Genomic DNA, 12,976 nt, shown 5'->3' with positions numbered 1-12,976 from the left:
AACGAACCTCCGCGACCCTGCGATGTCATGATTCAGTGAATCGCAAACAATTGCTCGAAATTGGAGATGGACAATATTCGGCGAACGTCGCTGTTGCAGTTTTCGATGCGAATTCTGGCGCTGTCACCACCGGCATAGTCCCGCAATAACAGCAACATGCCCAGGGCCGAGCTGTCGAGATAGGTGGTTTCGGAAAGGTCCACCACGAAAGCCGTTACGTTTTCGTCACCATGTTCATAGGCATCACGAAAGGCCTGATGGGTACTGAAGTCAAAGCGCCCTTCAATTTTTATGGTCAGGGTCTGACCGTCCTCGCTGCGATGCGTCTGAATTGGCATTCCGGAGCCTCCATGAGTAACGGGTGTGGTAACAGGGAACAACATGAGCCTCGGGGGCATCCTGTGCTAAAGGATAGCTCACCACACTGATTTTGCATCCATACGGCGTATTTCAGCCACATCTTTAACGACGCCGCGCGTGAATCCGCCCGGCGGCCTCATCCATCTGCTTCTGGTCCCTCAGGTCCTGTTCCCGCTGTTCCTGGCGGCGGCAGGTTTCGATGTACTTTTCCATGCCCCGGCGTCGTTCCCAGGCCCGCTGCCATTCCTCGCGACACGCCTGGAGCCGCTGTTCCGCCTGGACAAGCAGTTTCTGTTGCTGGGCAATCACCTGGTCCAGCTGGGCAATAAACGCCTGCCATCCCTGTAGCCGTGCGACGGATACCACACCTTGCTGACTGCTGCGGATCTGTTCACGATACTCCATCTGGTAGCGTTCAAGGTTTTCTATCTGCTGGCGTTGGGCTTCGTGTTTTTGCTGCGCTTCGGCCATCTTTTCCAGAGCGGCCTTTTCCCGGCGCTCTTCAACTGCCAGCACTACCGCCAGCCGCTGGGATCGCAACATCAGCTATTCCCCCTGGCCGCCGCAGGCGGGGTTTTCGGGCGGTCGGGGGAGCGCCGCTCCGGTACCACCGCGAGTAACTGCTGGATACTGTCCCCGAGGGGCGCACTTTCGTTCAGCCCCTGCTGCAGGAACTGGCCCATGTTACCGATATGGGCGATGGCAAAGTCGGTTTCCGGATCGGATCCTTTCACATAGGCGCCAACACTGATCAGGTCCCGTGCCTGCTGGTAGCGGGAGTATACCTGTTTGAAACGCTGGGCCCGGGCAAAATGTTCCGGTTCCGTCACCTGGGGCATGACACGGCTTATGGATGCTTCCACATCAATGGCGGGATAGTGTCCCTCCTCCGCCAGTCTCCTGGACAGCACAATATGTCCGTCCAGGATGGCCCTGGCGGCATCGGCGATAGGGTCCTGCTGATCGTCGCCCTCTGTCAGCACCGTGTAGAAAGCGGTTATGGAGCCTCCACCCGGGCGACCATTGCCGGTTCTTTCCACCAGCTGTGGCAACTTGGCGAACACCGAAGGCGGATAGCCCTTGGTGGCCGGTGGCTCACCCACGGCCAGGGCAATTTCCCGCTGGGCCTGGGCGTAACGGGTCAGAGAATCCATCAGCAACAGCACGCGCTTGCCCTGGTCCCGGTAGTATTCCGCGATACGGGTGGTCAGCATGGCAGCGCGAAGGCGCATCAGCGGTGAGTCGTCGGCGGGGGAAGCCACCACCACGGAACGGTCCAGGCCCTCATCCCCGAGTATGTCTTCAATGAACTCCTTAACCTCACGGCCCCGTTCACCAATCAGGCCGACCACGGTTATATCCGCATCGGTAAAGCGGGTCATCATGCCCAGCAACACACTTTTACCCACACCACTGCCGGCAAACAGGCCAAGACGCTGGCCCTGCCCTACCGTCATCAGTGCGTTGATTGCACGTATTCCCACATCCATGGACTGACGCACCGGTGCCCGGTCGAGGGGATTGATGATATCGCCACTGAGTGAAACCCGGGCTTCCGCCTGCAATGGCCCCTTGCCATCCAGCGGCTCACCATTACCGTTCACCACCCGCCCCAGCAATTCCGGGCCCACGGGAACCCGACTGGCCACGGATAACGGCACAACCCTGGCGCCGGGACGCAGCCCTTCAATGGCGGTCAGGGGCATGAGATAGACCCGGTCGTCCTCAAAACCGACCACTTCCGCTTCCACAGTGCCCGCGCCCTGCCCGGTAATCACGCAGCGGTCGCCCACCACCATGGGGCAGCCCACGCATTCAAGGGTAAGGCCGACCATCCGTGTGAGGCGGCCGGAAAGTTCCGGCTGGGGTTCCTCGATAAAATATTCCTGCAATCTTGCCAGTCGTTCAGCCAGATGCGCCGTCATCGCCCTCTCCCTCACCCTTGTCCTGGTCGGAATCAAGCACGCCGTGCTGGAAGTCGGTAAGATCGCTCATCATGGCATCAAGCTCTTCGCCTTCACCGGCCTTGTCTGTATCCAGCTGTTTGTCGAGCATGCCCTGAACGGCTTTCTGAAAGCGTTTTTCAACGGTGAAGTCTACCTGGCTGTGGCGGGTTTCCAGCTTGCAGCCTCCCCGCAGAATCGAGGCATCCTCCACGATGGAAGTGGCTGCCTCGAACTTGCCGGCAATCTCGCTGACCCACTGGTAATCATCCGGGTGAATATGAATGCGCACGTTTTCCGTGGTGGACGGCAGCGACGCCATGGCACGGCGAACCACCTGGGTAATGTGGGATGAGTCCAGGGACAGTTCCCGGAATACAACGGCGCGGGCGAGTACGGTGGTCAGGTTAACCAGGGCGGTTTCCAGCTCGTCTTCATGGCGCCGGATAGGAATCAGCAGTTCACCCAGCAGGTGTTCCAGACGGTCCAGCTTGGCATCCACCTCCTTGCGGGTTTCCGCCAGCCCCTGTTCGGTTCCCTTCTCATTGCCTTCGGCAAGTCCGGCTTCGTAGCCTTCCTGATGGCCCTTTTCCCGGCCCTCAACCAGTCCAGCCTGGTATCCCGCTTCACGACCTTCCGTGTAGCCATCCTCATAGGCAGCACGGCGAATGTCATCAATATCACCGGCGGTCAGTGGCTTTACCTCGCGCTCCTCTTCCCGCGCCACCTCATTGCCCCGGGCATCCAGCAAGGGCAGCTCCCAGCGTTCATAGGCGGTGAGATTCTCTTTGGGAATGCGGTCGAGGTTACGGCGGGGATCTTTCATCACATCATTTCTTCGCCTGCACCACCAAGGGTGATTTCACCGGCTTCAGCCATACGGCGCGCAATGGTGATAATGTCTTTCTGGGCGGATTCGACCTCGCTGACACGCACCGGACCCTTGGCTTCCAGGTCATCCTGCAGCAGTTCCGCAGCACGCTTGGACATGTTCTTGAAGATCTTTTCCTGGACCCCGTCGTCGGCACCCTTGAGCGCTACCACCAGTACCTCGGAAGACACCTCTCTGAGAAGTGCCTGAATACCGCGGTCGTCGATGTCCTTGAGGTTGTCGAAGACAAACATCAGATCCTCGATGGTCGAGGCCAGGTCAGGATCCATGTCCTTGATGGAATCCATCAGCCCGCCTTCGATACTGCGATCCATGAAGTTCATGATGTCCGCGGCTCGCTTGACGCCACCAATACGACTGGTCTGGGCGGCAGAGCCGCCGGAAAACTGTTTCTCGAGGATGTCGTTGAGCTCCTGCAGCGCCTGGGGCTGGATGCTTTCCAGTGAGGCCACCCGCATCATGACATCAAGGCGCACCTTGTCGTCCAGGGTGCCAAGGATTTCAGCGGCCTGATCGGGATCAAGATAGGAAATGACAATGGCCTGAATCTGCGGATGTTCATAGCGAATGATGTCGCCCACGGCACGGGGTTCCATCCATTTGAGGGTATCCAGGCCAGTGGTGTTGCCGCCGATAAGAATCCGGTCGATCAGGCTGGACGCCTTGTCGTCACCCAGGGCCTGGGTCAGCATGGTACGGATATAATCGTCGTTCCCGACACCCAGGCCAGTCTGGCCGCCCACCGCCTCGACAAACTGATTCAGCACATAGGTGACATCGTCCTTGCTGACATCCTTCATCTGGGCCATGGCCACGCCAACCCGCTGGACCTCCTTCGGGCCCATGTGTTTGAGCACCTCGGCGGCATCGTTCTCGCCCAGCGACATCAGCAGGATCGCCGCCTGTTCCACCCGCGGAATTTTCCGCTGGGGTTTCTGCGGCGCCTCAGGCTGGCGGTTGTTCTCATCAGTCATCGACATTCACCCACTGGCGCATCACCTGGGAGACCCGCGCGGGGTCTTCCGCAATCAGGCCTTTCAGTGCATTCAACTGCCTATCATAGCTGTCCGTCGCTCCGGGCAAAAGCAGATCGTCCTGTGAATGCATGGCTTCTCGCAGGGCGTCCCCGCCCTCAATGCCATCCAGGCCTTCGTAACCTTCATCATCCGAATCGTCCCGGCGCTCACTGCGGCCACCACCAGACAGGCTTTTCAGGGTCGGGCGCAGTAGGCCCAGTACCAGAACCAGGATAACCAGGCCGGCCAGCACCTGCTTCATCAGGTCCCAGAACCAGGGCTGCTCCCAGAACCCCGGTGTCTCAAACTCCATCTGCTCTTCGGCCGCAAAGGCGGTATTCATCACGGTAACACTGTCGCCCCGGGCGGCGGAATAGCCTACGGCATCCCGCACCAGCATGGTCAGGCGCTGAAGCTCCTGTTCCGGCCAGGGCTCATAGCTGACCTCTCCACTCTGGGGGTCAACCACTTTCATGTCATCCACGGCAAGGGCCACGGATAGCCGTTTTACACGCCCCAGTTCCTGGCGGATGTAACTGACCGTGCGATCCATTTCATAGTTACGGGTGGACTCCTCACGCAGATTCTCGGGTGGCGCGGCCGGAGCCTCGCCATCTTCGCCACCGTTAGCCTGTTCCGGAACCTCGGCCTGCCCGGGCGGCTGGTTCGAAAGGGCTCCCGGGATACCGCCGGCACCGCCGCCGGAGCGCCGCTCGGACATCTGGCGCTCGCTTCGTACGGCCTGCTGCTCGGGATTGAAAAGCTCCTCAGCCTGTTCCACCGATGAAAAATCCAGATCCGCCGTCACTTCGGCACGGAACCGGCCGTCACCCACTACCGGGCGTACCAGTGAGGCCACCCGGCGGGTCAGACGGTCTTCAACACGGGATGTGTAATCGTACTGGTCTTCAATCTGTCGGCTGTCACCGCCGTCGTCGCGGCCAGTGAGCAGGTTTCCGTTCTGGTCCACCACAGTGACATTGTTCTTGCTCATTTCCGGAATACTGCCGGCCACCAGGTTCATGATCGACGCGATCTGCTCCTGCTCCAGCCGGCGTCCGGCGACCACCTCCAGGAAAACAGACGCGGTTGGAACCCGGGCATCACGAACGAATACCGAGCGCTCCGGAATGGCCAGGTGAACCCGGGCAGATCGCACTGTACGCATGCTGCTGATGGTGCGCGCCAGCTCGCCTTCAAGGCCGCGCCGGAAACTGACGGTCTCCATGAACTGGGAGGTGCCCAGGCCACGATCCTCGTCCAGCAGCTCATAGCCAATGGTCTGCTCATCGGTGACGCCTTCAGCCGCCAGTTTCAGGCGGGCGTCATAGACATCCTCGGAAGGCACCAGCAAGGCCCCGGTGCGCTGATCCATGCGGTAATCGATACCATTGCTTTCAAGAATGGTCGTAACATCCTGGGGATTGTAGCCAGACATATCCCCTACCACCGGCTGGTAGTTCGGCTCCTGGGCCCAGAGCACCACCGCGACACCCAGGGCAACACTGGCTGCAAGCCCCACCATCAGCCCCACCTGCCGCAACAGGTTCAGCCGGTTAAACCCGAATAGCAGGTCACTGCGGCTTTCGCCGGTATCGTCAGCCCGTGCCGCGGGCATATTCGAGGGTGAGGTTTCGGCAGGTACGCTGGCCATGGGTATGCTCCGCTATTAAACCGGCATATTCATAATGTCTTCGTAGGCCTGTACCACCCGGTTACGAACCTGAGTGAGTGCCTCGAAGGAAATGGACGCTTTTTCGGACGCAATCATGACCCGGGTAATATCCACGTTGGGATCCCCCATGTCATAAGCGGTCTTGAGATCATTGGACGACTTCTGCAACTCGTTCACCGAGCCCACGGCCTGGCTGAGCATGTCGCTGAACTTCGGCGTCTCCTGGGATTCCTGAACCCGGGAAGGGCCATCAACCCGGCCGCGAATATTGTTATCCTGCTCGACCCGCTGATTTTCCATCATCTGCGAGCGCATATTGCGGATTTCGGATAGAACACTGTTGATATCAGCACGCTGGACCATGACTCACTCTCCCGGATTACCCCTGAAACAGGCAAACCATTGAACTGGATATGTCTTTCCCAGGTGAAAGCAATCCGCAGGCCAACATTAATTATTGCTATATTTTCATTAAGTTAATGAACACACCGAAAGAAATGGGCGGGTAAGCGACAGTCTTTTGACAGCCCCATAAAAAACGGCACCCGCGGGTGCCGAACGAAGGAGTTGTTGACGGAATCAGGCGGTAGCCAGTTCGGCATCCAGATCAATGCCTGCATCCCGCATCTGGGCCAGCTTGTATCTGAGTGTGCGGGGGCTGATACCCAACTGCTCTGCAGCCCGGTTGCGGCGGCCACGTTCCTTTTTCAGTGTCTGGATAATTATCCGGAATTCGCGCTGGCGAACCTCGTCACCGAGAGATGTCGGAGCCAGGTCTTCCGGGCCCGGTGTGGCCGATTCCCCGGCCGGCTCATCACTGGCCGGTCGCATGGTCTCCGAAAAATCCCCGGCGCCCATATTCCGGGGCGCTACGGCCCCTGAAGCGCTGTCCATACGCCCGGTAATACCCAGCTCCAGGCACAAGTCGCCGGCATGGATGACATTACCCTGATGCAGCACCAGTGCCCGCTGGATGGCATTGTCCAGTTCACGAACATTGCCCGGCCACCGATGGGCCAACAACGCATCCCTGGCGTCGGGCGCAAAGGTTACGCCAGTCAGTTTCATCTTGCGGCAATGATTCCTGAGCAGGAAACTGGCCAGCGGCATGATATCGAGAGCGCGCTCACGCAGGGGCTGCCAGTGCATGGGAAAGACCGTCAGCCGATAATAGAGGTCTTCCCTGAACTTGCCCTCACGCACATAGTCAGACAGATCCCGGTTGGTGGTGGCGATTACCCGCACGTCGAGGCTAATGGTCTTACGGCCACCCACCCGCTCAACCTCGCGTTCCTGCAGCACCCGCAGCAACTTGGATTGCAGGCCCAGATCCATTTCCGAAATCTCATCCAGCAGAATGGTGCCACCATTGGCCTGCTCGAATTTGCCGGGCGACGAAGCCACAGCACCGGTAAAGGCCCCTTTCTCGTGGCCGAAGAGGATGGCTTCCAGCATGTTCTCGGGAATGGCCGCACAGTTGATGGCAACAAAAGGCTGCTCTGCCCTCGGAGACTGCTGGTGAATATAGCGTGCCAGCACTTCCTTACCGGTCCCACTCTCACCGGAAATCATCACCGTTGAGTCGCTGGCAGCCACTTTTGCCGCCAACTGGAACATGCGCTTGCTGATGGGGTCTTCCGCAACCGGCTGGTCATTGCTTTTCTGCCGCCCTCCACCAACAACCTTGCTGACAGCGTCCACCAGCACGGCGGGCTCAAAGGGCTTGACCAGGTAATCAATGGCGCCTGCCTGCATGGCCGAAACCGCGTGGCTGATCTGGCCGTAGGCGGTAATCAGCATGGTCGGCAAACCGGGGTACAAACGCTGTACTTCGTGCAAAAGCTCGTGTCCGGACATACCCGGCATGTTCACATCACTGACCACCATGTCCACCGGCGACTCCGCCAGCCGAGACAGGGCCTGTTCCGCATTGGCGGCTTCCCGCACCCGGAACTTCGCCAACTCCAGCGTCGTTACCAGCGCTTCACGCAGATCGTGGTCATCTTCAACGATCAGAATCTGGGCTTTGGCCATGATTGCCTCCGGTCAGTTATTCTTTTGTGCCTGCGCATGCCGGCCATTGCCGGACAATGAACGCAGTAACGGTAGCGAGATAGTTGCCACAGCGCCTCCACCGGGGGGCGCGTCAATTGCAAACCGGCCCTGATGTGCCTTGACCACGGCCTGAACAACCGCCAGCCCAAGGCCAGTCCCATGGGACTTGGTGGTGTAGAAGGCCTCCAGCAGCTGGCCGGCCTGTTCCGGAGAGAAACCGGGGCCGTTGTCAGCCACCCGGATCACCAGCTCCTCTGCGGCAGACCTGACAGTAACGGTGATCACCGTCGCACCGGCTTCCACGCTGTTATTCACAAGATTGGTACAGGCACCGACAAGGGCGTCGCGGTTACACATCAGCGCCTCGTCGTCCACCCGGCTGTCAAGCTTCACGGTTGCACCGGAATGAAGTTTCAGCCCATCCAGGGCGGATGCCAGGGCCTGGACCAGCGAACCGGCGGACAGCTCCTCCGCCAGCCGGGTCTCACCCCGGGCGAAAATCAGCATATCGCGGACCTGCTGCTCAAGATGCGTCAGGCGGGACATCAGACGGGAGGCGCAACGCTGGCGCATCTCCTCATCCAGATCATCCTGGCTCAGGTGCCCGCCATACAGAATGGCGGCAGAAAGCGGAGTGCGAATCTGATGAGCCAGTGACGCCACCATCCTGCCCATGGCCGACAGGCGCTGGGCATGGGCAAGCTGGGCCTGGAGATGACGGGTCTCGGTCAGATCCGTCAGCAGGATCAACTGCCCTGGCTGATTCTCCATGGTACGGATTTCAATACTGACCCGCCGTCCGTCCTTCAGCGACACCTCATGACCGTCATCCCGCCGGGGCGCAAAACAGCGACGAATCACATCCACCCAGCGCTCGCCGCCCAGGGGCTCACCCAACAACGTAATCGCCGCCGGATTGGTCTGCGTCACCACACCCTGGCTGTCGAGTACCACAACACCGGCCGGAAGCGCATGCAACAGCGTCGACAGCCGGTCCGCCAGCTCCTCCTTCTGCTCCAGCTCCACCTGACGCTGTTGCGACTCCGCCGACAACTCCCCGGACAACTGATTAACCCGGGACTCAAGAGTGCGATAGGAATCAGTAATCTGCCGTGACATCTGATTGAACAGCTCCAGCGCCGTCCCCACCGCCTCATCATCCTGCGCAGGAAACAACGCCGTCACCTTGTCATTGACATCCGCCGCCGCATTGACCGAAGCCTCTTTACCACCTGAAGACTTCTTTGACGACGACAAACCAACAAATTGCAACTGACTCATAAACTCGCCCTCTGACCGGACCAACCCCCGGCCCGTACCACACGGATGGATCGTTTGGGCAAACCCAAGCCAGCACCGTGCCAACTTTAATTTTTGTTTATATTTCAGAAGGAAAGGAAAACAAAGAAAGGACCAACGACGGGTTTCCGTCGCCCTGAAACAACAACGGCGCCGAAGGTTACAAACCTTTGACGCCGTTACTTACAACTCTGACACACGATTTCCTGAGGGCTACTCAATGTCAGGGGCATGCAGCCGTCAGACTTTTCCAGGATTGTCTGAAACCAGGGATGGTTTCAGTCAAGCGCACAGGGATGTGCTTGTAGCGTATCCTGGAAAAGTCTGACGGCTGCATGCATACTCCGAAGGCCGAAAAACCTGTACCGAACAGGTGAAATCAGCCCTCCTCGGACTCCTCATCCCGAAGCCCATACTTCCGCACCTTCTCCACCAACGTCGTCCGCCGAATCCGCAACTTCTCCGCCGCCCGGGCCACCACACCCCCAGCCTCATCCAGCGCCTGCTGGATCAGCTGCTTCTCAAGATTGGCAAGATAATCCTTCAGATCAATACCATTGACCGGCAACAACGCCGGCGCATCCAGACCCACCAGCCCCGGAATGTTGGACGGCATCCCTGAATCCTCGACCGGCCGGTTTTCGTCGTAATCATCCACATAGCGGAACTTCTTGGGCAACTCCTGCACCCCGATCACCCCATAGGGATGCATGATCGCCAACCGCTCTACCAGGTTGGCCAGCTCCCGAACATTACCGGGCCAGTCATGGCGACACAGGCTCATGATGGCTGCTGAATTCATACGCAACGAACCGCGCTTCTCCTTCTCCATGCGGGAGATCAGCTCATTGATCAGCAGCGGAATGTCCTCAACACGCTCACGCAGGGCCGGCATCTCGATGGGGAACACATTCAGCCGGTAGTAGAGATCCTCCCTGAACTCGCCACTTTCGATCATTTCTTCCAGATTCTTGTGGGTGGCTGCAATTACCCGCACATCCGCAGACTGTGTACGGTTGCTGCCCACCCGCTCATAGGTACGCTCCTGCAGAACCCGCAGTATCTTCACCTGCATGTTCAGCGGCATGTCCCCGATCTCATCGAGAAACAGCGTACCACCCTCGGCCAGCTCGAATCGGCCAACCCGGGATGTGATCGCACCGGTAAAGGCACCCTTCTCATGGCCGAACAGTTCGCTCTCCAGCAATTCCGCCGGAATGGCACCGCAGTTGACCGGAACAAAAGGCTTGTCTCGCCGGGCAGAATGGTAATGCAGGTTGCGGGCCACCACTTCCTTGCCGGTGCCGGATTCGCCGGTAATCAGCACACTCACATCCTTGTCTGCCACCTGCTCCATCAGCTGGCGGACTGACTGCACCTTACGGCTGGTTCCGACAAGGCTGCGGAAAAGCTGCAAACCCCGCTGTTGCCCACGTTCCCGGGACCGGGCAAACTGATCCCGGAAAATCTGGGCACGGTATAGGGAATCCACAAACTTGGTGTAGTTCAGCGGCCATTCCATGCGGGCGATAACACGGCTGGCGTGGTTGTCAGGCAATCCTCTCAGGTCGGGATCGCCAACCATCAGAACCGGCAGGCCCTCAGCGGCGTTGCAGACTGAGGAAACGGTCTTCCGGACACTGTCGTCTTCGCCGTTCACAACCACAACGGAGATCTCGTCCAGGGTGTCGGGGTCGCCACTGGCAAGAAGCGAATGCGCCGCTTCACCAAAGATGACGTCTTCTTCGCCAATAAACTCAAGGATTGTCGCGATATCGCGCTTTCTTGAATCGTCCTCGCTGAGCACCAGCACTCTGTTATTCTTCGACATCCAAACGAATCTCTTGCGGGGATTTGTGCGGTATTTAAGACTGTAAGCGCGCCCGAGTCAATTTTATGACGCTATTTGGGACGATTTAAGGAGACGTTCTGATAGGCTTTTGCCGCACTCCGGTTCTGGCTGACCTCCTTCAGGGCCTTCTGGGCTTCCGCCCTGGCTTCATTTGCCGAAATATTGGCACGGTCACAGAAAGTCTGAAGCGTTGCCAGCCGTTGCCTGACCGGTTCCGCACTCAGTTCTCCGGCTTCAAGGGCAGCCATTACCGGTTCAATGGTCGGTTTGACCAGCTCGTTCAGACGCGAAAGCTCCTCCCAGTTTTTCTCGGCCAGAGCGGTTTTCAGGTGCTCCACCAGGGTATCTACTGCTTCAAGTTGTTCCGGCACCGACATGCCTGCATCTCCCGTCTTGTTACATGGCCCGGACCATGGCCGGGAACCCGATAGCCCCGGCCATTGCTACCTGATCATCAACGACGAGCTGCCCTGCGGGCAGCGGACGCCGAAAACTGGTTGCCGCGGAAACCGGGATTGAAATTATAGGCCGGGAAACCGTTATCCAGACCATCAATATAATAACGTTGCGCCTTGAGGTCGTACGTCATCTCCATGGTAGTCCAGAATACCGGTTCACTGTAATAGCTGATGTTGTGGGCTTCGGATACGCGCCAGAGTTCTCCGTCCCGGTCATACTCCTCAGTGGCCAGGATCTGCCAGCTATCCTCATCCACGTAGAATACCCGCCGGGAATAGATATGGCTGATCCCGGTACGCAGCCTGGCCTCTACCACCCATACCCGGTGCAGCTCATAACGGCTAAGTTCCTGATTGATATGCCTGGGACGGATGATATCGTCAGGGCTGACATCTTCATCGTGAAGCTTGTAGGCATTGTAGGGCACAAAAATTTCCCGCTTACCCTTCAATTCCCAGTCATACTGGTTCGGAGCGCCGTTATACATATCCTTCTGGTCAACGGATCTCAGGGAGGAGGAATTCGGCAGGTCCGTCTCGTAGGCCAGGTTGGGTGACCGGCGCAGGCGTCTGGAGCCGGAATCATAACGCCAGGCCAGGCGCGGGGAACGGATCTGGTCGAGCGTCTCATGGACCAGCGTAATGGTGCCTGCCAGATTCGAGGGAGCGATGGTGTCGGTCTTCAGGTAGAAGATCTTGTTATCGATATCGTCCAGAACAGCCCCTCTGCGACTGTAGGCAAAGAAGTAGTCGTACTGGTTGATAATCTGGTTGTAGGAGCCGTTCCGTTGCGGGGTCGCCGATGAACTGCGGAAGGACAGTTCCTCCCCACGGTAACGCAGAATGTGATTCCAGATGACTTCAAGCCCGTCCTCAGGAATCGGAAAAGGGCTTGTCATGATCGTGTCCCGAACCCCGTTACCGTTACTCAGCAGCTCGGCACTCGTTGCGTTTTCGCGGTACTTATCGTAAACATCGTCCGGAAAGGCGGCCGTGCGGCGAGTCTGGTACACCGGCATGACGAAATCCGGGCCATACTTCTCCAGCATACGGATATGACCGTCCGTGAGCTTGTCCCGATACAGGTCCACATTGTCTGCGGTAATCACAAACAGGGGCTCATCCTCGGGAAAGGGGTTGATCTCGATCTGTCCGGGTGCCCAGCCAGCCGGCGGTGTCGACAATCCACCCGTCCATTCCGGAATGCTGCCAGAGGCATTGCCCTTTCTTTCCGCACCAACGGGGGTGAGTTCGCTGCCCAACCTCTCGGCTTCGGACTCACTGACCTTTGCATGCAGGTTACCTGCAAACCCGAGCACTGCCACTGTCAAACCTGCGACCAAATGGTTACGCATTCCCTTCCACCTCCACTGAAGCTGATCCGGACACCTGGCCGACAAGATTTCCGGTTGTCGGGAACCCGGTG

General features: G+C 58.5%; 12 protein-coding genes. All 12 read right to left on the bottom strand.

Annotated elements, in window-relative coordinates:
* Positions 1-32: 32 nt before the first annotated feature.
* Positions 33-338, bottom strand: coding sequence for an STAS domain-containing protein (locus HLUCCO03_RS02620; RefSeq protein WP_027832553.1), 306 nt, complete (start codon positions 336-338; stop codon positions 33-35).
* Positions 339-462: 124 nt separating this feature from the next.
* Positions 463-903 (bottom strand): flagellar export protein FliJ, encoded by a 441-nt coding sequence (fliJ, locus tag HLUCCO03_RS02615; RefSeq protein WP_027832554.1) that lies wholly within the window; start codon positions 901-903, stop codon positions 463-465.
* Positions 903-2,285: a flagellar protein export ATPase FliI gene (gene fliI, locus HLUCCO03_RS02610; protein ID WP_027832555.1), complete on the bottom strand. Its 1,383-nt coding sequence runs from the start codon at positions 2,283-2,285 to the stop codon at positions 903-905. The genes fliJ and fliI overlap by 1 nt, the downstream gene beginning before the upstream one ends.
* Positions 2,266-3,129: a flagellar assembly protein FliH gene (locus HLUCCO03_RS02605; protein WP_051603895.1), complete on the bottom strand. Its 864-nt coding sequence runs from the start codon at positions 3,127-3,129 to the stop codon at positions 2,266-2,268. Before HLUCCO03_RS02605 ends, fliI begins: the two co-directional genes overlap by 20 nt.
* Positions 3,129-4,169 carry a flagellar motor switch protein FliG gene (gene fliG, locus HLUCCO03_RS02600; protein WP_027832556.1) on the bottom strand — a complete coding sequence of 347 codons (1,041 nt, stop codon included), beginning with the start codon at positions 4,167-4,169 and terminating at the stop codon, positions 3,129-3,131. Before fliG ends, HLUCCO03_RS02605 begins: the two co-directional genes overlap by 1 nt.
* Positions 4,162-5,865 (bottom strand): flagellar basal-body MS-ring/collar protein FliF, encoded by a 1,704-nt coding sequence (gene fliF / locus HLUCCO03_RS02595; RefSeq protein ID WP_027832557.1) that lies wholly within the window; start codon positions 5,863-5,865, stop codon positions 4,162-4,164. The genes fliG and fliF overlap by 8 nt, the downstream gene beginning before the upstream one ends.
* A 15-nt stretch (positions 5,866-5,880) precedes the next feature.
* Entirely contained in the window at positions 5,881-6,249 is a 369-nt protein-coding gene (fliE, locus tag HLUCCO03_RS02590; protein WP_027832558.1) for a flagellar hook-basal body complex protein FliE, read from the bottom strand.
* Positions 6,250-6,465: 216 nt separating this feature from the next.
* Positions 6,466-7,920, bottom strand: a complete 1,455-nt coding sequence (locus HLUCCO03_RS02585; protein ID WP_027832559.1) for a sigma-54 dependent transcriptional regulator — start codon at positions 7,918-7,920, stop codon at positions 6,466-6,468.
* A gap of 12 nt (positions 7,921-7,932) precedes the next feature.
* The gene (locus HLUCCO03_RS02580; protein ID WP_027832560.1) at positions 7,933-9,222 is read right to left on the bottom strand and encodes an ATP-binding protein; all 1,290 of its coding nucleotides are present in this window, start codon (positions 9,220-9,222) and stop codon (positions 7,933-7,935) included.
* A 397-nt stretch (positions 9,223-9,619) separates the two neighbouring features.
* Positions 9,620-11,071: a sigma-54 dependent transcriptional regulator gene (locus HLUCCO03_RS02575; protein ID WP_027832561.1), complete on the bottom strand. Its 1,452-nt coding sequence runs from the start codon at positions 11,069-11,071 to the stop codon at positions 9,620-9,622.
* 71 nt (positions 11,072-11,142) lie between these two features.
* Entirely contained in the window at positions 11,143-11,469 is a 327-nt protein-coding gene (locus tag HLUCCO03_RS02570) for a hypothetical protein (protein ID WP_027832562.1), read from the bottom strand.
* Positions 11,470-11,546: 77 nt separating this feature from the next.
* Positions 11,547-12,905, bottom strand: coding sequence for a DUF1329 domain-containing protein (locus HLUCCO03_RS02565; RefSeq protein ID WP_036197598.1), 1,359 nt, complete (start codon positions 12,903-12,905; stop codon positions 11,547-11,549).
* Between the last annotated feature and the right edge of the window lie 71 nt (positions 12,906-12,976).

This window comes from Marinobacter sp. HL-58 (genome assembly GCF_001314605.1).
Classification (GTDB): Bacteria; Pseudomonadota; Gammaproteobacteria; order Pseudomonadales; family Oleiphilaceae; genus Marinobacter.
This window is presented reverse-complemented; position numbering and strand designations above follow the sequence as displayed.